This window comes from Burkholderia sp. b14, from assembly GCF_900156195.1.
Taxonomy (GTDB): domain Bacteria; phylum Pseudomonadota; class Gammaproteobacteria; order Burkholderiales; family Burkholderiaceae; genus Mycetohabitans.
On the sequence record NZ_FTPJ01000003.1, the window covers coordinates 2,512,189 to 2,531,645 of the forward strand.

At 62.7% G+C, this 19,457-nt stretch carries 21 protein-coding genes; 18 read left to right on the plus strand and 3 right to left on the minus strand.

Features of this window, described 5'->3' with window-relative positions:
- The first annotated feature begins 69 nt into the window (after window positions 1–69).
- The 5 genes from B0B13_RS16030 to cysM all read left to right on the plus strand — a co-directional run bounded on the left by B0B13_RS16030 (window position 70) and on the right by cysM (window position 4,926).
- Window positions 70–1,470 carry a UDP-glucose dehydrogenase family protein gene (locus B0B13_RS16030; RefSeq protein WP_076785276.1) on the plus strand — a complete coding sequence of 467 codons (1,401 nt, stop codon included), beginning with the start codon at window positions 70–72 and terminating at the stop codon, window positions 1,468–1,470.
- Entirely contained in the window at window positions 1,379–2,497 is a 1,119-nt protein-coding gene (rfaE1, locus tag B0B13_RS16035) for a D-glycero-beta-D-manno-heptose-7-phosphate kinase (RefSeq protein ID WP_139337449.1), read from the plus strand. The genes B0B13_RS16030 and rfaE1 overlap by 92 nt, the downstream gene beginning before the upstream one ends.
- A gap of 42 nt (window positions 2,498–2,539) precedes the next feature.
- On the plus strand, window positions 2,540–3,526 hold the full coding sequence (gene rfaD / locus B0B13_RS16040) for an ADP-glyceromanno-heptose 6-epimerase (protein ID WP_076797066.1): 987 nt from the start codon (window positions 2,540–2,542) through the stop codon (window positions 3,524–3,526).
- Window positions 3,527–3,606: 80 nt separating this feature from the next.
- Window positions 3,607–3,936: a ComEA family DNA-binding protein gene (locus B0B13_RS16045; RefSeq protein WP_170872451.1), complete on the plus strand. Its 330-nt coding sequence runs from the start codon at window positions 3,607–3,609 to the stop codon at window positions 3,934–3,936.
- Window positions 3,937–4,023: 87 nt separating this feature from the next.
- Window positions 4,024–4,926 carry a cysteine synthase CysM gene (cysM, locus tag B0B13_RS16050; RefSeq protein WP_076785273.1) on the plus strand — a complete coding sequence of 301 codons (903 nt, stop codon included), beginning with the start codon at window positions 4,024–4,026 and terminating at the stop codon, window positions 4,924–4,926.
- Window positions 4,927–4,929: 3 nt separating this feature from the next.
- Here the strand turns inward: cysM and mltB are convergent, their stop codons facing one another.
- Window positions 4,930–6,123, minus strand: coding sequence for a lytic murein transglycosylase B (mltB, locus tag B0B13_RS16055; protein WP_370642904.1), 1,194 nt, complete (start codon window positions 6,121–6,123; stop codon window positions 4,930–4,932).
- A 294-nt stretch (window positions 6,124–6,417) separates the two neighbouring features.
- On the opposite strand from mltB, the gene B0B13_RS16060 reads away from it, so the two are divergent.
- The 6 genes from B0B13_RS16060 to B0B13_RS16085 all read left to right on the plus strand — a co-directional run bounded on the left by B0B13_RS16060 (window position 6,418) and on the right by B0B13_RS16085 (window position 12,169).
- On the plus strand, window positions 6,418–7,341 hold the full coding sequence (locus B0B13_RS16060; protein WP_076785271.1) for a histone deacetylase family protein: 924 nt from the start codon (window positions 6,418–6,420) through the stop codon (window positions 7,339–7,341).
- A gap of 261 nt (window positions 7,342–7,602) precedes the next feature.
- The gene (locus tag B0B13_RS16065) at window positions 7,603–8,637 is read left to right on the plus strand and encodes a methionine ABC transporter ATP-binding protein (protein WP_076797067.1); all 1,035 of its coding nucleotides are present in this window, start codon (window positions 7,603–7,605) and stop codon (window positions 8,635–8,637) included.
- Window positions 8,627–9,280 (plus strand): methionine ABC transporter permease, encoded by a 654-nt coding sequence (locus B0B13_RS16070; RefSeq protein WP_076785269.1) that lies wholly within the window; start codon window positions 8,627–8,629, stop codon window positions 9,278–9,280. Before B0B13_RS16065 ends, B0B13_RS16070 begins: the two co-directional genes overlap by 11 nt.
- Before the next feature lie 88 nt (window positions 9,281–9,368).
- Window positions 9,369–10,163: a MetQ/NlpA family ABC transporter substrate-binding protein gene (locus tag B0B13_RS16075; RefSeq protein ID WP_076797068.1), complete on the plus strand. Its 795-nt coding sequence runs from the start codon at window positions 9,369–9,371 to the stop codon at window positions 10,161–10,163.
- 299 nt (window positions 10,164–10,462) lie between these two features.
- Window positions 10,463–11,212: an electron transfer flavoprotein subunit beta/FixA family protein gene (locus tag B0B13_RS16080; protein WP_076785267.1), complete on the plus strand. Its 750-nt coding sequence runs from the start codon at window positions 10,463–10,465 to the stop codon at window positions 11,210–11,212.
- A 24-nt stretch (window positions 11,213–11,236) separates the two neighbouring features.
- The gene (locus B0B13_RS16085) at window positions 11,237–12,169 is read left to right on the plus strand and encodes an electron transfer flavoprotein subunit alpha/FixB family protein (RefSeq protein WP_076785266.1); all 933 of its coding nucleotides are present in this window, start codon (window positions 11,237–11,239) and stop codon (window positions 12,167–12,169) included.
- A gap of 186 nt (window positions 12,170–12,355) precedes the next feature.
- On the opposite strand, the gene B0B13_RS16090 is transcribed toward B0B13_RS16085, so the two are convergent.
- Entirely contained in the window at window positions 12,356–13,648 is a 1,293-nt protein-coding gene (locus B0B13_RS16090) for a D-amino acid dehydrogenase (protein WP_076797069.1), read from the minus strand.
- Window positions 13,649–13,777: 129 nt separating this feature from the next.
- On the opposite strand from B0B13_RS16090, the gene B0B13_RS16095 reads away from it, so the two are divergent.
- A complete protein-coding gene (locus B0B13_RS16095; RefSeq protein ID WP_076797070.1) occupies window positions 13,778–14,266 on the plus strand; it encodes an Lrp/AsnC ligand binding domain-containing protein in 489 nt (162 codons plus the stop codon).
- Between the two features lie 37 nt (window positions 14,267–14,303).
- Entirely contained in the window at window positions 14,304–15,470 is a 1,167-nt protein-coding gene (locus B0B13_RS16100; protein WP_076797071.1) for a PA0069 family radical SAM protein, read from the plus strand.
- A gap of 46 nt (window positions 15,471–15,516) precedes the next feature.
- Here B0B13_RS16100 and B0B13_RS16105 read toward each other — a convergent pair whose 3' ends face one another.
- Window positions 15,517–16,008: a TM2 domain-containing protein gene (locus tag B0B13_RS16105; protein WP_076797393.1), complete on the minus strand. Its 492-nt coding sequence runs from the start codon at window positions 16,006–16,008 to the stop codon at window positions 15,517–15,519.
- 405 nt (window positions 16,009–16,413) lie between these two features.
- Here B0B13_RS16105 and rpsP point away from each other — a divergent pair, with 405 nt between their 5' ends.
- The 5 genes from rpsP (at window position 16,414) to B0B13_RS16130 (ending at window position 19,454) form a co-directional block, all read left to right on the plus strand.
- A complete protein-coding gene (gene rpsP, locus B0B13_RS16110) occupies window positions 16,414–16,668 on the plus strand; it encodes a 30S ribosomal protein S16 (RefSeq protein ID WP_076797072.1) in 255 nt (84 codons plus the stop codon).
- 96 nt (window positions 16,669–16,764) lie between these two features.
- Window positions 16,765–17,421: a ribosome maturation factor RimM gene (rimM, locus tag B0B13_RS16115; protein WP_076797394.1), complete on the plus strand. Its 657-nt coding sequence runs from the start codon at window positions 16,765–16,767 to the stop codon at window positions 17,419–17,421.
- A gap of 11 nt (window positions 17,422–17,432) precedes the next feature.
- Entirely contained in the window at window positions 17,433–18,206 is a 774-nt protein-coding gene (gene trmD, locus B0B13_RS16120; protein WP_076787311.1) for a tRNA (guanosine(37)-N1)-methyltransferase TrmD, read from the plus strand.
- Window positions 18,207–18,330: 124 nt separating this feature from the next.
- On the plus strand, window positions 18,331–18,717 hold the full coding sequence (gene rplS, locus B0B13_RS16125; protein ID WP_076797073.1) for a 50S ribosomal protein L19: 387 nt from the start codon (window positions 18,331–18,333) through the stop codon (window positions 18,715–18,717).
- Between the two features lie 62 nt (window positions 18,718–18,779).
- On the plus strand, window positions 18,780–19,454 hold the full coding sequence (locus tag B0B13_RS16130; RefSeq protein WP_076797074.1) for a CoA pyrophosphatase: 675 nt from the start codon (window positions 18,780–18,782) through the stop codon (window positions 19,452–19,454).
- Window positions 19,455–19,457 lie beyond the last annotated feature (3 nt).

Consider the following 19,457-nt stretch of genomic DNA (forward strand, 5'->3'; position numbering starts at 1 on the left):
CCGATTGTGATCGGCGTGCTGCGCGCGGTCCTGGAAAAGGACCGTGAACCTCATCGGATTTAAATAAGCATGAAAATCACCATTATCGGCACAGGCTATGTTGGCCTGGTCACTGGCGCATGCCTGGCGGAGTTGGGTAACGACGTGTTCTGCCTGGACGTGGATCCGCGCAAGATTGAGACTTTGAATGGCGGGGGCGTGCCGATCCACGAGCCGGGGCTCAAGGAGCTGATCGATCGCAACCGCGCGGCGGGGCGGTTGCAGTTCTCCACGCAGGTGGAAGCGAGCGTGGCGCACGGGGATGTGCAGTTCATCGCGGTGGGCACGCCGCCGGACGAGGATGGCTCGGCGGACCTACAGTACGTGCTGGCGGCGGCGCGCAATATTGGCCGGCACATGCAGGGCTTCAAGGTGATCGTGGACAAGTCGACGGTGCCAGTGGGCACGGCCGAGCGAGTGGGCGCGGCCGTGGCCGAGGAGTTGGCACGGCGCGGGGCGGGGCACGGTTTCTCGGTGGTGTCGAATCCGGAGTTTTTGAAGGAAGGCGCGGCGGTGGACGATTTCATGCGTCCTGACCGGATCGTGATCGGCAGCGACGACGACGAGGCCGGCAAGTACGCGCGCGAGCAGATGAAGCGGCTGTACAAGCCGTTCAACCGGAACCACGAGCGCACGATGTACATGGACGTTCGCTCAGCGGAGTTCACCAAGTATGCGGCCAACGCGATGCTGGCCACGCGGATCTCGTTCATGAACGAGTTGGCGAACTTGGCGGACCGGGTGGGGGCGGACATCGAGGCGGTGCGCCGGGGGATCGGCTCGGACCCACGCATCGGCTACAGCTTTTTGTACGCGGGGGCGGGCTACGGCGGCTCTTGCTTTCCGAAGGACGTGCAGGCGCTGATGCGTACGGCGCACGAGTATGGGCGCACGCTACGGATCCTGGAGGCGGTGGAGGCGGTGAACGACGCGCAAAAGAGCGTGCTGGTGGACAAGATCACGGCGCGGCTGGGACAGGACTTGAGCGGGCGCACGGTGGCGGTGTGGGGGCTGGCGTTCAAGCCGAATACGGATGACATGCGCGAGGCGCCGAGCCGCACGTTGATCATGGCACTGCTCAGGCGCGGGGCGACGGTGCGCGCGTACGACCCGGTGGCGATGCAGGAGGCGCGGCGGGTGTTGGCGTTGGACCTGCGCGATGAGCCGCAAGCGCAGGCGCGGCTGTCGTTCGTTCCCACGCAGGCCGAGGCGGTGCACGGCGCGGACGCACTGGCAATCATGACCGAGTGGAAGGCGTTCAAGAGTCCGGATTTCAACGCGCTCAAGCGTGCGCTGAAGGCGCCGCTGGTGTTCGACGGACGCAACTTGTACGAGCCCAATGCGATGGCCGAGTTTGGCATCGAATACTACGCGATTGGCCGCGGTACGGCGCCGGCCAATGCGATGCTCAGTGAGGTGCAGCGTGTCTGACAAGCCGATTTCGCGCTTGGCGCTGTATGCCGCGAGCGAAGCGGCCACCGCCGACGCGGCGAGCGCGTCGCAACAGGTGCCGACCGTGCGGCGGCCACAGCTTGCCACTTCGCGCGTGCTGGTCGTCGGCGACGTGATGCTGGATCGCTATTGGTTCGGCGATGTCACGCGGATCTCGCCGGAGGCGCCGGTGCCCGTTGTCCACGTGCAGCGTACCGAGGATCGTCTGGGCGGCGCCGCCAACGTCGCGCGCAACGTATCGGCGTTGGGCGCCCAGGCGGGACTGCTGTGCGTGGTGGGACATGATGAGCCGGGCGAGCGTATCGTCGAGCTGCTCGGCCAGAGCAGCGTGAACGCGCACCTGGAGCGCGATCCTGCATTGCCGACGACGATCAAGCTGCGCATCTTGTCGCGCCAGCAACAATTGCTGCGGATCGATTTCGAAAAGACGCCGGCGCACGAGGTATTGCTGGCCGGACTGGCGAAGTTCGAGACGCTGCTGCCCGGCCATGATGTTGTGTTGTTGTCCGACTACGCGAAAGGTGGCCTGACGCACGTGAGGCGGATGATCGAGGCCGCGCAGGCAGCCGGCAAGCCCGTGCTGGTTGACCCGAAGGGGGATGACTGGGAGCGCTACCGCGGTGCGACGCTGATTACGCCGAACCGGGCGGAGTTGATTGAGGTCGTCGGCCACTGGAAGTCCGAGGCGGACCTGCATGCGCGCGTGGAGGCATTGCGCGCCTCGCTGCAGTTCTGCGCATTGCTGCTGACCCGTTCGGAGGAAGGCATGACGCTGTTCACCGATGCCGGCGTGTTGCACGAGTCGGCGCTTGCACGCGAAGTGTATGATGTGTCGGGCGCAGGCGATACGGTCATCGCGACGCTGGCGACCATGCTCGGCGCCGGCGTGCCGCTTGCCGAGGCGGTTCGTCAGGCGAATCGCGCCGCCGGCGTCGTGGTCGGCAAGCTCGGTACCGCGACCGTGAGCTACGACGAACTGTTCCCCGACCCGCCGGCATTGGCCTGATGTGCGGCACGTGCCTGAACTTATTCCACGGATGCGCAATTTATGACCATCATCGTTACCGGCGCGGCCGGCTTCATTGGCAGTAACATCGTCAAGGGATTGAACGAGCGCGGCGAACGCCGGATCATCGCTGTCGACAACCTGACACGCTCGGACAAGTTCCGCAACCTCGTCGATTGCGAGATCGACGACTACATCGACAAGCGCGAGTTTGTCGAGCGCTTGCGCCGTCATGACTTCGGCAAGGTGCGTGCAGTATTTCACGAAGGTGCCTGCTCCGACACGATGGAAACGGACGGGCGCTACATGATGGACAACAATTTCACGTACAGCCGCGCGGTGCTGGAAGCCTGCGTCGCGCAGCGTGCCCAGTTCCTGTACGCGTCGTCCGCGGCGATCTACGGTGGCTCGACGACGTTTGTTGAGGAGCGGGGTTCGGAAAGTCCGTTGAACGTCTACGGCTACTCGAAGTTTCTGTTCGACCAGGTCGTGCGGCGCATGCTGCCCGATGCAGCAAGCCAGATCGTGGGCTTTCGCTATTTTAATGTCTATGGTCCTCGCGAGACGCATAAGGGGCGTATGGCGTCGGTGGCATTCCACAACTTCAACGAGTTCCGTGCGCAACGCCACGTCAAGCTATTTGGCGAATACAACGGTTATGCGGCTGGCGAGCAGACGCGGGATTTCGTGTCCGTCGAAGATGTGGTCAAAGTGAACCTGTTTTTCTTCGATCACCCGGACAAGTCGGGCATTTTCAATCTTGGTACGGGCCGTGCGCAACCGTTCAACGATATCGCGATGACTGTCGTGAACACGTTACGCGAACTCGATGGCAAGCCGGCGTTGCCGCTTTCTGAACTGGTCATGAACGGCACGCTCGAGTACATCGCATTTCCGGACGCGCTGCGCGGCAAGTACCAGTGCTTCACACAGGCCGATCTCACCAAGCTGCGCGCCGCCGGCTATGAGGCTCCGTTCTTGACCGTGCAGGAAGGCGTGGCGCGCTACGTGCGTTGGCTGAACGGCTGACTGCGGCAGCACCCTCGTCCTTCGTAGACTAGCATCCTGTGTCGGCGATGGCCGCCGGTGCGAGTTCGTTGGGAGATTCGATGGGTACGCTGCTCAATACGCTGAACGCGCCGCGCATGGCGGTGGTGCTGTGGCTGACCGCGGGCTTGGCCGCGGCGTCGCCACGCGTGCAGATCAACGCTGCGGATGACGCGATGCTGCAGACGATCCGCGGGATCGGTCCATCCACTGCGCAGGCAATCATCGAAGCTCGGGACGCGCAGGGCCCGTTCAGTAGCGCGAACGATCTCGTGCGACGCGTCAAGCGCGTGGGTGCGAAGTCGGTGGCGAAGTGGCAGGCACAGGGCCTGGTTTTCGATGCCGCGTCGCCGGAACAGCACTGCGCGCCCGCAGCCGCGAGCGTGCGGTAACCCGCATTGCGGCAACGGTGCGCGAGCGCGCGTGCGCGGTTCCGCTTTACAATAAAAAGTTGCGACCTTTCCCGGGCAAGGGCAGCCATGGCTTATAAAACAATTCAAGACACAATTGGCAACACGCCGCTAGTTCAACTGGTCAGGCTGCCTGAAGATGACATCCACAGCCGGGGCAATGTGATTCTGGCTAAGCTCGAGGGAAACAATCCGGCCGGATCAGTGAAGGACCGTCCCGCGCTGTCAATGATCAGCAAGGCTGAGCAACGCGGTCGCATCAAACCAGGAGATACGCTGATCGAGGCGACCAGCGGCAATACGGGCATTGCGCTGGCGATGGCGGCAGCGATCCGAGGCTACAAGATGGTGCTGTTGATGCCAGAGGATCTGTCGGTCGAGCGCCAGCAGAGCATGGCCGCGTATGGCGCGCAGATCGTGCTGACGCCGGTCAAAGGCGGCATGGAGTATGCACGCGACCTGGCCGAGCAAATGCAGCGCGACGGCAAGGGCGTGATACTCGACCAATTCGCCAACCCGGATAACCCGGCTGCACACTACGAGGGTACCGGACCAGAGATCTGGCGTGATACTGATGGGCGTGTCACGCATTTCGTTTCGTCTATGGGCACCACCGGCACGATCATGGGCGTGTCGCAATACCTAAAGGAGCAGAACACGCGCATCGAAATCATCGGCGCACAACCGGACGAGGGTTCCCGTATCCCGGGCATTCGCAAGTGGCCGGACGCGTATCTACCGAAGATCTTCGACCGCGCGCGCGTGGACCGCATCGAGCACGTGAGCCAGCCGGCATCGGAGGCGATGGCGCGCCGGTTGGCCGCCGTCGAAGGCATTTTCTGCGGCATTTCGTCCGGTGGGGCCTGCGAGGTTGCGTTGCGCATCGCGCGGCAAACGCAGAACGCTACTATCGTGTTCATCGTTTGCGACCGTGGCGACCGGTACCTGTCGACAGGCGTGTTCTCCGCGTAACCGCTACTGCAGCGCGGACGGCGCGGCGGGTGCTGCCGGCCGAGGCGGTGTCGCGGAAAGGGCTTGCATCTGCGCCTTGACCCGTTCGCCCAGTTGATACACCGCCAGTGCATAAAAGAAGCTGCGATTGTAACGGGTCAACACGTAGAAATTTCTTAACCCGAGCATGTACTGCGGGGGTTGTCCGGGGGTGGGCAGTTCGACCACGGTCACAGGTGTTCCGGCTTCGCTTGCCGTATCGACGCCGCGTTCATCGAGTAGCATGCCGGCGCGCAACAGTTGTTGCAGCGCCCAGCGAGGTTCGGCCTGCCCGTGCGCGGCGGCCTGCGCAATGCCAATGCTGCCGGCATCCGCGCGAATGTGCCATACGACCGGCCGGCCGCTTTCCCAGCCGTGCTGCTTCAGATAGTTGGCGACGCTGCCGATTGCATCGGCCGGGCTGTTGCGCAAGTCGATACGGTGATTGCCCTCGTAATCGAGCGCGTATTCGATGATGCTGCTCGGCAGAAACTGCGGGATGCCGATTGCGCCCGTGTAGGAGCCCAGCACCGTGGTCGGCTCGATGCCGGCACTGCGGGTCCAGACCAGGAAGTCCTCTAGGTTCTTACGGAACAGCGCCATGCGTTGCGTGCGATTGGACGTGTCTGGATAATCGAACGCGAGGGTGGTCAGCGCGTCGAGCACGCGGAAGTTGCCCATGTACCGGCCATACAATGTTTCGACGCCAATGATGCCGACGATCACTTCCGGCGGCACGCCGAATTGTTCGCTAGCTTGTTGCAGCACCGCCTTATTCTGTTGCCAGAACTCCACACCCGCGTTGATGCGCACCGGTTCAATGAAGCGTGCCTGGTATGCCTGCCAATTCTTGAGTGTTGGCGTTGGAGCGGGAAGTACCAGCTTGACCGCGGTTTTCGAATACACGGCTTGGTTGAACAGCGCGTGCAGCGCCTTCGAATCGAAATCGTACCGGGCGACCATGTCGTTGATGAACGCATCGACATTCGGATTGGCCGCATAGCGCTGCGGCACGATTTCCTCCTCGAACGTCTGGCCTGGCGGCACCGGCGTCTCCGGTTGCGCCTGGGCGACGATCATCGGGCGGGAGCCGCTCGGCGCCGTGCTGATCGGCGCGGCGAGCGCCGCGCCATGCGCGGTGGCGAGCATGAACAGCACCGCCTGCGTCCCGCGGGTCATTACGCGGTTAGGTCTCGATTGAAACCGGGGACAACGGTGGCACGACAGTAGGTCGAACAAGACGGTCATGGCAAGGCGTGACAAGTAAAGCGGCGAACGAATACGGCAGTGCGTTGGTGTTGCCCAGACAATGCGCCGATGCGCAAAGGGCGGCACGCCGGGTGGATAGGGTCAACGCAGTATAACCGAGGGTAGTGTGGTAATTTAATCAAAGGGTCGCCGCATGCGGTGGCCGGGACCCATAAAGAGGTGGCGCGTCACGGGCGCGTTTGTTACCCAACCGACCATATTGCGATGGCAACAGGTTTCTTCACCCACCCGGAGTGCCGGCTGCACGAAATGGGGCAGGGGCATCCGGAATGCCCGGCACGCTTGTCCGCGATCGAGGATCAGCTGATTGCCAATGGCATCGATCCGCTGATCCATCACGAGTTGGCTCCATTGGCGGACGCAGCGTCGCTTGCGCGGGTCCATACGCGCGCGCACATCGATTTCGTGCGTGACACCGCACCTGAGCAGGGCTACGCGGAAATCGATGCCGATACGCAGATGAATCCTCATAGCTGGCGGGCGGCGCTGCGCGCCGCCGGCGCGTCGGTGGCGGCCACGGATGCGGTCATTGCGGGCCGCTACGACAATGCTTTTTGCAGCGTGCGCCCGCCCGGCCACCATGCCGAACCGGCTCGGGCAATGGGTTTTTGCTTCTTCAACAATGTCGCGATCGCGGCGCGTCATGCGTTGGACGTGCATGGGCTGGCGCGCGTGGCGATCATCGACTTTGACGTCCATCATGGCAACGGAACCGAAGCGGCATTCGCTGGCGACGAGCGGGTGTTGATGTGCAGCTTCTTTCAGCATCCTTTCTACCCGTTCAGTGGCTTTAACAATCAGGCGCCGAACATGGTGAACCTGCCCATGCCGGCCCGCACCCGGGGCATGGCGGTGCGCGAGGCAATCGACTTGATCTGGCTGCCACGGCTTGGTGCGTTCCGACCGCAGATGATATTCGTATCGGCCGGCTTCGACGCGCACCGCGAGGACGAACTCGGCAACATGGGGTTGGTCGAGGATGACTACGCATGGATCACGCGGCAAGTACGTGATGTCGCTGTGCGTTACGCGAACGGGCGCATTGTCAGCTGCTTGGAGGGCGGCTACAGCCTATCGGCGCTCGGCCGCAGTGCCGTCGCGCACCTGAAAGCGCTGGCCCATCTGTAGCGCCTGTCATCCGCGGGTCGGGCACGATTGACAGTGACGATCGCGTCGCCGCGCACGAGCAGTGCCGCGTTAATGCCCGCACTCCCGGTCGTAGCGTGACGGCTATCGGTGCGCGAATCTAATTTCTGTAAGTTATAAATTGGCTAGAAACAATTATTTCCAGCTATGTGGCAGTTTGATAAAATGGCCGGTCGAAAAAACGGGTCACTGCGGCGGCGGACTGTGGCAACGAGACGGTCGTCCGCCGTTTTTTCATTTTCCATGATCGAACTGCACAACATCTCGCAGCGCTTCCCCGGACCCCGCGGGTGGGTGGAAGCGCTGCACAACGTTACGCTCACGGTGCCGCCGCGCCAAGTGTTCGGCATCATCGGACGCAGTGGCGCGGGCAAGAGTACGCTGGTGCGTACCATCAACCTGTTGACGCGACCCAGCGAGGGCCGCGTGATTGTCGAGGGTCGCGACTTGACCGCGTTGTCTGCCGATGGACTGCGCGCGGCGCGGCGTGAAATCGGCATGATCTTCCAGCATTTCAACCTACTGTCCTCGCGCACGGTCTACGACAACGTCGCGTTGCCGCTAGAGTTGGCGGGGAAGCGGCGCATGGAGATCGACAAGGTCGTGTTGCCGTTGCTAGAGCTGGTCGGATTGTCCGCGCAGCGGGACCGGTATCCGGCGCAGATCAGCGGTGGACAGAAGCAACGTGTCGGTATTGCGCGGGCGTTGGCGAGCCGGCCAAAGGTATTGCTGTCGGACGAGGCGACGTCGGCGCTGGACCCGGAAACCACGCGCTCGATACTGGAACTGCTGCGCCAGATCAATCGAGAATTGGGGTTGACGGTCGTGTTGATCACGCACCAAATGGATGTGGTCAAGCAAGTGGCCGATCGCGTCGCGGTACTCGACGCGGGGCGCTTGGTCGAGCAGGGCAACGTGATCGACGTCTTTCTGAAACCGCACCACGAGGTCACGCGCGCGCTGATCGGCGACGTGATCGCGCAGGAATTGCCGCCTGCGCTCAAGGCCAGGGTCCAGCAGCGGCTGGAGGCGGGGCGCGACCATTTGCTACGGCTCGCGTTCTCGGGCCAAGGCGTCGAACAGCCGGTATTATCTGAGACGATTCGGCGATATGCGCTCGATTTCAGCATTCTGCATGGCCAGATCGACGAGATCCAAGGTCAGGCATTCGGCTCGCTTGCCGTGCTTGCCAGCGGCGAACCCGGCAATGTCGGAAAGGCAATGGCTTTTCTGCGCGAGCAAGGCGTCATCGTGGAGGAGTTGAACTATGTGGACTGAGATGTTCGACATGTTCGTGCAGTCGTTCTGGGAGACGCTGATCATGGTCGGCATTTCCGGGGCGATCGGCGGCGTGATCGGCCTGCCGCTGGGCGTGCTGCTGCACTTGAGCGAGCGTGGCGGCGTGCTGCAGAACGTAATCCTCAATCGTGTGCTCGGCATGCTGATCAACGCGGTGCGCTCCACGCCCTTCATTATCCTGCTGGTGGCGGTTATTCCGTTCACCCGCTTGGTGGTCGGCTCGTCGATTGGCACCGCCGCCGCCGTTGTGCCGCTGACGATCGCCGCCGCGCCGTTTGTTGCGCGTCTGGTCGAGACCGCGCTGCGCGAGGTAGATCGTGGCCTGATAGAAGCCGCGCAGGCGATGGGGGCGACCACGTCGCAGGTCGTGTTCAAGGTCTTGTTGCCTGAGGCCTGGCCCGGTATCGTTGCGGGCTTGACGTTGACGTTCGTATCGCTGGTTGGCTATTCGGCGATGGCGGGGGCGATCGGCGGCGGAGGCTTGGGCGACCTGGGTATCCGCTATGGCTATCAGCGCTTCCTGCCCGAAGTCATGCTCGCTGTGGTGCTCGTGCTGATCGTCTTCGTGCAGTTGGTGCAGTCCTTCGGCGATTACCTGGTGCGCCGGCTTAGCCACAAATAGCGGCACGGCGCAGATGCGCCGTGGCTTGGCCGGCAAGTGCTGCCACCGGGTGAGAAGTCCCATACTGACTCAGAAAAAAGGAAAATCGATGCAACGCCGTTTCATGATCAAGCTAGTTGCGGCACTGGGGATCGCAGCGTTCTTCATGGGTGCCGCGCGTGCGCAAGACCGGATCAAGGTGGGCGTGACCGGCGGCCCGCACGCGCAGATCCTCGAGGTTGTGAAGAAGGTTGCAGCCAGGAACGGGCTGAACCTCCAGATCGTTGAATTTTCCGACTACGTGCAGCCGAATGCCGCACTCGCTGCCGGTGATCTCGACGCGAACAGCTACCAGCATCAGCCCTATCTCGACGCGCAGGTCAAGGATCGCCGCTACAAGATTGTCAAGGTCGCCGATACCGTGATGTTTCCGATGGGCATCTACTCGAAAAAGGTCAAGTCGCTAAAGGACCTGCCCAGTGGCGCGAGGATCACGGTGCCGAATGACCCGACCAATGGCGGGCGCGCGCTGCTGTTGTTGCAAAAGCTCGGCATGTTGAAGCTGCGCGCGGACGCGGGGCTGAAAGCCACGCCGCTGGACATCGTCGAGAACCCGAAAAAGATCAAGCTTGTCGAATTGGACGCGGCGCAGATCCCGCGCTCGCTAGCTGATGTCGATGCGGGCGCGATCAATATGAATTTCGTGATGGAGGCAGGCCTGCAGCCCAGGCGGGATGCGATCGCGATCGAAGACACGAATGGTCCGTACGTGAATATCCTTGCGGTGCGCCAGGCTGATCGCGACAAGCCATGGGTCGCGAAGCTGGTCGCTGCGTACCATTCGCCGGAAGTCAAGCAGTACATTGATAGCCGATACGGCGGTGCCGTAGCGGCCGGGTGGTGACCATGGGGGAACGCCCGTCGTCGGCCCACGCTTATGGCAACGGCGACTACGGCCGTGGCTGAGTCGAGGCTGTCGCTGTGGCTGCCGGGGCTATGGTTGGGTCGGGGCTGCGGTTGCCGCAGGTGCCACGATGAATCCGTATTGGGCCTGTCGTGGCTGACATGATCGGGCGTCTGGACTAGAGGGTTGAGTCAGGTTGACGGTTTCTCGCCGGTCTTTTTTGTCATTAAAATAGAACGACCGTTCGTCGTTATAATGGCCGTTGATGAGTTGCCGTATTCGTAACTTTGGAGCGTGGAATGAAAGTTCTTGTGCCGGTCAAGAGAGTGGTCGACTACAACGTGAAGGTCCGCGTGAAATCGGACGGCACGGGCGTGGACGTGGCGAATGTAAAGATGTCGATGAACCCGTTCGACGAGATCGCGGTGGAAGAGGCAGTGCGGTTAAAGGAAGCGGGCGTGGCCACGGAAGTGATTGCCGTATCGGCAGGGGTGCCGGCGTGCCAAGAGACGCTGCGCACCGCGCTGGCGATCGGCGCGGACCGAGCGATCCTGATCGAAGCCCAAGAGGAGTTGCAGCCGCTGGCGGTTGCTAAGTTGCTCAACGCGCTGGTCGCGCGGGAACAGCCGCAACTCGTGATCCTGGGTAAGCAGGCGATCGATGACGACTCGAATCAGACCGGGCAAATGCTGGCCGCGCTGGCTGGCTGGCCGCAGGCCACGTTTGCCTCACAGGTGACGGTCGAAGGTGGCCGCGCCACGGTGGCGCGTGAAGTGGACGGCGGCGCCGAGACGCTGTCATTGACGCTGCCGGCGGTGGTGACCACTGACCTACGGCTGAACGAGCCGCGTTATGTGACGTTACCCAATATCATGAAGGCGAAGAAAAAGCCGCTGGAGACCGTGACGCCGCAGACCTTGGGCGTGAACGTGGCGCCGCGGCTTAAAACGCTGAAGGTGGCCGAGCCGCCCAAGCGCAGCGCAGGCGTGAAGGTGCCGGATGTCGCCACGCTGGTCGACAAGCTCAAGAGCGAAGCAAAAGTACTGTAACGCACAACGCGCAAAGAGGCAGACATGACGATACTGGTCATTGCAGAACACGACAACGCGGCGCTCAAGGCAGCGACGCTGAACACAGTAGCGGCCGCGCAGAAACTGGGCGGCGAAATCCACGTGCTAGTGGCGGGGCACAACGCGCGCGGCGCGGCCGACGCGGCGGCCAACGTGGCCGGGGTCGCGAAGGTGCTGCTGGCTGATGCGCCGCAGCTCGGCGAAGGATTGGCGGAGAACGTCGAGGCAACGGTGCTGCCGATCGCGCGCGAATACACACACATCGTGCTGCCGGCGACCGCATACGGCAAGAACGTGGCGCCTCGTCTTGCCGCTAAGTTGGACGTTGCGCAACTGAGCGACATCACGGCCGTGGTGAGCGTGGACACTTTCGAGCGACCGATCTATGCTGGCAATGCCATTGCAACGGTGCAATCGGCGGATCCGATCAAGGTCATCACGGTACGAGGCACGGCGTTCGATCCGGTCGCCGCCGACGGCGGCAGCGCGCCGGTGCAGGCGATCGACGCGGCGCCGGCAGCGCCCGGCGTGAGCTTCGTGAGCCGCGAGTTGACCAAGCTGGAGCGCCCGGAATTGACCAGCGCGCAGATCATCGTGTCAGGCGGACGGGGGCTGGGCAGCGGCGAACACTATACGCAAGTGCTTGAGCCGCTGGCCGACAAGCTCGGCGCCGCGCTGGGCGCTTCGCGCGCGGCAGTTGACGCGGGGTACGTACCGAACGACTACCAGGTGGGGCAGACCGGCAAGATTGTTGCGCCGCAACTGTACATCGCGGTAGGGATTTCCGGTGCGATCCAGCACTTGGCCGGCATGAAGGACAGCAAGGTCATCGTGGCGATCAACAAAGATCCGGAGGCACCGATTTTCAGCGTTGCCGACTATGGCCTGGTAGGCGATCTGTTCACGTTGGTGCCAGAACTGGTTAACGCGCTATGAGCGGCTGGCACGTCGCGTGATGCACGCGCGACAGAGCGTGGCAGAAGGGCGCATCGTGCGCCCTTTGTCGTTTCTGCGCTGCCATATGACGACACTACACTTTAACCGGGCGGGCAGCGATGCGTTATGTTCCGCCCGTCAATGACAGGATGCTCATGATCGATCGGCGGCTGCGGACCTGCGCGCTCACGCGCTGGCGTAAGCGGGGCGGCGCGAGCCGGCCCCGTCGGTGAGATAGCGATGCATGGATAGGTCGTCGGCCTGGATCGCGGGTCGTTTGCCGGACATCAGATCGGCGAGCAGTTGCCCCGATCCGCACGACATGGTCCAGCCAAGCGTGCCGTGACCGGTATTGAGAAACAAATTGGGCATCGGCGTGCGGCCGACAATCGGTGTGCCGTCGGGGGTCATCGGCCGCAAGCCGGTCCAAAAGCTTGCCTGCACCGTGTCGCCGCCGCCCGGGAACAGGTCGTTGACGCACATTTCGAGCGTGCGGCGGCGCGCATCGCGCAGCGACGTATCGAAACCGACGATTTCGGCCATGCCGCCGACGCGGATCCGGTCGTCGAACCGGGTGATAGCAATCTTGTACGTCTCGTCCAGCACGGTCGATACCGGCGCACGGGCAGCGTCGACAATCGGTGCAGTGATCGAATAGCCTTTGAGCGGATAAACCGGGACCTTGACGATGCCGGCCAGCAGGCGGGTCGAATATGCGCCCAGCGCGACCACGTAGGCGTCGGCGCGCAGCCATTCGGAGCCGCATTGCACGCCGGCGATCCGGCCGCCGGCGATGGCGAGCGAGTCAATTGGCGTGTTGAACCGGAATTGCACGCCCAGCGACATGGCCAATTGTGCCAGTCGCATCGTGAAAAGCTGACAATCACCGGTTTCGTCGTTGGGCAGCCGCAATCCGCCGGTTAACTTGGGAGCGACGCGCTGCAGCGCCGGTTCGGCTTTGCCCAACTCGGCGCTCGACAACAGTTCATACGGAATGCCTGCCTCTTCGAGTACCGCGATGTCCTTCGCGGCGCCGTCCAACTGCGCCTGCGTGCGGAACACCTGCAGTGTGCCGCCTTGGCGCCCCTCATACGCGATGCCGGTCTGTGCGCGCAGCGTTTGTAGGCAGTCGCGGCTGTACTCGGCTAGCCGCACCATCCGGCTCTTGTTGGTTGCGTACCGGCTGGCGGTACAGTTCTGCAGCATGTGCCACATCCATTTGAGCTGGAATGCGCTGCCATCGAGTCGAATGGCCAGTGGCGCGTGCTGCTGGAACATCCATTTGAGCGCCTTCAGCGGCACCCCCGGCGCTGCCCACGGCGCGGCATAGCCCGGCGAGATTTGGCCGGCGTTGGCGAAGCTGGTCTCCAGCGCGGGGCCCGACTCGCGGTCGACCACGGTGACTTCATGACCTGCCCGCGCTAGGTAATAGGCGCTTGCTACGCCGACCACGCCGCTGCCCAGGACGATGACACGCATGCGATGCTCCGATTCGCTTGAATCCCGACTCAGTACTGCAAGTCGGCAAATGGATAGTAAATGCGCCTATCCTATTGCGAGTTATCCAGTTGTTGTTATTTTATTTTTATGTTTTTTTAGTAACTAATCATGAGAACGCAGAGGCAACCCGTGCGAGCGCTCGATAAGCTCGACCGCAAGATATTGAACCTGTTGCAGGCCGACGGGCGCATGGCGATGAAGGACCTTGCTGAGCGTATCGGTTTGTCGATTACGCCGTGTATCGAGCGCGTCAGGCGTATGGAGCGCGACGGTGTGATCACCGGCTACTATGCTCGGGTGAATCCGGCCAAGCTTGGCGCCGGTCTGCTCGTCTTCGTCGAGATCACGCTGGATCACAAAAGCGGCAACATGTTCGGCCAGTTCCGGCGTGAGGTCGAGCGCATTGCGCAGGTATTGGAGTGCCACCTGATCTCCGGCGAGTTCGACTATTTGATCAAGGCGCGCATTGGCGAGATGTCCGACTATCGGAAGTTATTGGGGGACATCCTGCTCCAATTGCCCGGGGCGGTGCAGTCCAAAAGCTATGTCGTGATGGAGGAAATCAAGGAGACGTTGACGATTGCGGCGGGTGAGTGATACTGTATTTTTATACAGTATTGAGTCGCGCGAACTAATGAAATCGCCTGCTGATGATGCGTTGCCAGTGGTGCCACTGCGGCCACATAAAGGCCGCGGTGCCATCACGAACATTGCGGGCCGCTACGAGGTGGACGAGAGGCAACCGGTGGACGACGGCTGGCTGCACGTGGCCGCCGATTGCGACGGCGATGTCATCGCACCACTGAAGACACGCGTGTTCAACGAGCGGGCAAAGCGCATTCTGACGCGCAATGCATCGCCCGATATTCCATTCAGCGTATCGCTGAATCCGTACCGAGGCTGCGAGCACGGCTGCATTTATTGCTTCGCGCGGCCCACGCACAGCTACCTCGGGTTGTCGCCTGGCCTAGATTTCGAGAGCCGTATCTATGCGAAAGTCAATGCGCCCGAGTTGTTGCACGCCGAACTGGCCAAGCCGTCCTATGTGCCCGAGCCGATCGCGCTGGGGGTCAACACCGACGCCTATCAGCCGGTCGAACGGGATCTGCGGATCACCCGGCGCGTGCTCGATGTCTTGGACAGGCATCGGCATGCGGTGGCAGCGATCACGAAGTCCTCGCTGATCGAACGGGACATCGATCTGCTCGCACCGATGGCGCACCGTGGGCAGGCGTTGGTCGCGATAACGGTCACCACGTTGGATGCCGACGTTGCGCGCACCCTCGAACCGCGGGCCGCGACGCCGTCGCGCCGGCTGCGCACGATCCGGACGCTGGCCGATGCAGGTATTCCGGTAGGGGTCAGCATTGCGCCGGTTATTCCGTTCATCACCGAACCGGATCTGGAGCGGGTGCTCGACGCTTGCTCACAGGCGGGTGCGAGCAGCGCGTCCTATATCGTATTGAGACTGCCTTGGGAAGTCGCGCCGCTGTTTAAGCAATGGCTTGATGCGCATTTCCCTGGCCGAGCCGAGCGTGTGATGAACCGGATCCGCGAGATGCGCGGCGGCAACGATTATGACGCGTCGTTCGGCACACGAATGAAGGGCCAGGGAGCGTGGGCCGAGCTGCTCAAGCAGCGTTTTGAACGGGCGGCGCGCAAGTTGGGGTTCACCAGGCGTCGGCACGGGACGTTGGACATGTCCGCGTTCGCGCCGCCCGCGGCGCGCACCGCCCGCCGTCACGTCGCTAGATCCGCGGCCGATTCTCGCGGCGATGCCCAGATGAGCCTGTTTGACTGATGCGCGGCGCCGTCATGAGCGGCGCCGCGATCAAGCGAGCACGCGATCAAGCTAGCGCGCCGAGGCCGACACGGCTCAGCGGCTGGACCGTGGCTTCGAAGTAGGTCTGGAACGCTAACGCCAGCGCGCCCATCAGCAACATCGCGCCGATGAACAGCGACAGGATCACAACGAACACGACACCCCAGCCGGAACGGTTCCGGCGGTTGCCGTGTGGGTTGAAGCGGGCGTCCCACTTATCGTCCGGCTGCAGGCCATAGACGATCGCGGCGAGGAACGCGGTCAGGAGCGAGACAGCACCGGGCACCGATAGCCCCCACCCGGCGACCGATGTTCGCTGCGTCGCGACGAGCCATTGCACGCCGACGACGCCGAGCGCCGTCGCGGCAATATGCAAGTACGCCAGCGCGTCGCGCGGACCATACAGGTAGAACCGATGTGCGCCAAGCGAACCGAGCAGGAACGCGGCAAGGGCGGCGCGGGTCTTGGACTTGAACTGGGGTGGCGGGGCCGGCGGCACGCGGCCGTCGGACCGCATGCGGGAAGAGAGGGACATGGCGGACAGGAATACGATGACAGAGTCGATATTGTACGTCGCGCCGTTAGCGCCTCGCGTAGGTGACGCGATAGATGGCGCTGGCATCGTCGAGGTTACCCGCGCGACGCAGTAGCCGACCTTGGTGCTGTCCAGGCGCACGATCCGCGACACCGCCGAGATACCGCACGCCATCGTGTCAGGCAACGGCTGACCGGCGGTATCCGGATCGCGTCTACGGGCCGCGCCGTGGCGGGATGGTACGCAAGTACGCCGGCCACCAGCACCATCACCGACACGGTAAGTATTTGTTAGAGCGCTATTTTCAGGTTATAATCGCGCGTTTCGGCAGATCGAAAACCCGGGTGTTGCTGGTCAATACCCAGGCTATTTAGGTAAGGACACAGCATGGTCATCATCCGCTTGGCTCGTGGCGGCTCGAAGAAGCGCCCGTTCTACAATATCATTGCAACCGATTCGCGCAATCGCCGCGATGGCCGTTTCATTGAGCGCGTCGGTTTCTATAATCCGGTCGCGACAAAGGGCGAATCGCTGCGCATCGCGCAAGACCGCCTGACGTACTGGCGAGGCGTCGGCGCGCAGCTGTCGCCGACCGTGGCCCGCCTGGTCAAGCAGGCGCAAGCTGCACAACCGTCCGCGTAACCCGCTGAATGCAGGCCGTCGGCATTTGCCCAGTGCGGTATCGCGGCATCTGTCGGAGTGTGGTGCGCGAACGGTCAAACGCTGGAATGTGAGCAGATGTCAACCCGTGTGTCGTTGCCCCGGCCTGTGTCATTCGGCCATTTTGTGCGTCGTCCGGTGAAGGGTGGCGGCCGTGCGGGTTCGTCCGAGTCCGGCATTGAGAGCGTGGCGTCGTTGCCGGACGACGCGATTGAAGTCGGTGCGGTCGTCGATGCCTACGGCGTCAAGGGGTGGTTGAAGATCACGCCGCATGCCGGCGTCGGTTCGAGTGGCGGTGCGCTGCTGCGTGCAAGATCGTGGTGGCTCGTCAAGGGTGGCGTGTGTCGTGCGGCACAGGTTGTGTCGAGCAAGGCGCATAGCGCTACCGTAGTTGTGCAACTTGCCGGGTGCGCGGATCGCGATCAGGCCCTCGCGCTGCGCGGTGCTACGGTGCACGTGCGCCGCGCGGATTTTCCGGCGCTCGGGCGTGACGAGTACTACTGGGTTGATTTGATCGGCTTGGCGGTCGTCAACGAGTCCGGTGACGCGCTGGGCCAGGTCGTGGACCTGATGGATAACGGCGCGCACTCCATCCTGCGCGTGGAGTACGACGAGGTCGGGCAGGACGGGCGCGCCACGAAGGCGGAGCGGCTGATTCCGTTTGTCGACGCTTACGTGAAAACGGTCGATCCGTCGGACCGCCGCATCGTGGTCGACTGGGGAGCCGATTATTGATGGAGCGCGCGATGCAATTTGATGTCATCACGCTGTTCCCGGAAATGTTTCGCGCTTTGACCGACTGGGGGATTACCAGCCGGGCCGCTAAGCAACAGCGTTATACGTTGCGCACGTGGAATCCCCGCGACTTCACGACGGACAACTACCGGACGATCGATGATCGTCCGTACGGCGGTGGTCCAGGCATGGTGATGCTGGCCCGGCCGCTCGCCGATGCGATCGCCGCTGCCCGAGGGGCACAATGCGCGGGTGGGGCTGGGTCACCGCCGCATCGCGCGCGCGTCGTGCTGATGTCGCCGCAAGGCCGACCGCTAGACCACGCCAAGGTGATCGAGTATGCGGCGTTGCCCGGGTTGATCGTGTTGTGCGGCCGATACGAGGCGATCGACCAGCGGCTGATCGATCGCGAGGTGGACGATGAAGTGAGTCTCGGCGATTTCGTGCTGTCGGGCGGTGAGTTGCCTGCGATGGCCCTGATGGACGCGGTGATTCGGCAGTTGCCTGGCGTATTGAACGATGCGCAGTCGGCTGTGCAGGACAGCTTCGTCGATGGGCTGCTTGACTGCCCGCATTACACGCGCCCGGAGGAATATGAGGGTGTGCGGGTGCCGGACGTGCTGCTCGGCGGGCATCATGCGCAGATTGAACAGTGGCGGCGTCGCGAGGCGCTGCGCAATACGCTGGCCAAGCGCCCCGACCTGATCGAGCGCGCCCGGCGTAACAAGATGTTGAGCCGTGCCGATGAGGCATGGCTCGCAACTCTCGTGACATCGGAACATTGATGGCTGGTGTGCGAGGGCAAGGCGGTGGCCGAAGCCGGCTGCCGGAAGTCAACCCATCCTCTACCGGGACCTTGATCGTGATCGGGGTAAGAAAACGCCGGCAAGATGGTTACAGGAGTCAGTCATGAATCTGATTGCAAAACTCGAGCAGGAAGAAATCGAGCGCGTGCTCGCGGGCAAGACCATCCCGGCCTTTGCACCGGGTGACACGGTCGTAGTCAACGTGAACGTGGTCGAAGGCAATCGCAAGCGTGTACAAGCGTATGAAGGCGTGGTGATCGCGAAGCGCAATCGTGGCCTGAACTCGTCGTTCATCGTCCGCAAGATTTCGTCGGGTGAAGGCGTCGAGCGGACGTTTCAAACGTACTCGCCACTGATCGCCGGCATTGTCGTGAAGCGCCGTGGCGACGTACGCCGTGCGAAGCTGTACTACCTGCGCGAGCGTTCGGGCAAGTCCGCTCGGATCAAAGAAAAGCTGTCGTATAAGGAACGCCCAGCGTCCCACAATTAAGCACAGCACTGGAAAAAGCACCCCCGCCGGGGTGCTTTTTTCGTTGGTGATCCTATTGCACCATGAGCCGGCCGATCTTCAATCCTGAGCTGCTGCCCGTTGAGTCGAGCGATACGCCCTTGGCGCCGGTTGCCCCGGGCCGGTTGACGCCGCGCGGCCTGCGCGAGCGGTTCCAGCAGGAACTGCGCTGGACTGCGGAGCCGCATGAGGTGCGGTGGGCGCACGGCGACCCGCGGCAGGCCGCGGTGCTGGTGCCGTTGGTGATTCGCGACGCTGTCACGGTATTGTTGACGCAGCGCGGAGACATGCTGACCGACCATGCCGGGCAAGTCAGTTTTCCGGGCGGGCGACGCGAGCCCGATGACGCAGACGCGACCGCGACGGCCTTGCGTGAGGCACGGGAAGAAGTTGGCCTGCCGGGGGATCGCGTCGAGGTGTTGGGGACGTTGCCCGAGTACCTGACCGGCACGGGATTTCGCGTCACACCGGTCGTCGGCTTGGTCCATCCGCCCTTTTCGACGGTGGCCGACGGCTATGAAGTGGCAGAGATTTTCGAGGTGCCGCTCGCCTTCCTGATGGATCCGTCCCATCATCAAATACGCGTTTTTCGTTCGGAAAATGCGGAGCGCCGTTTTTTTGCGATGCCGTATCCACGACTGGACGGCCGCGGTGACTATTTCATCTGGGGCGCCACTGCAGGCATGCTGCGCAACCTGTATCGGTTTCTGGCCGCATAGCAG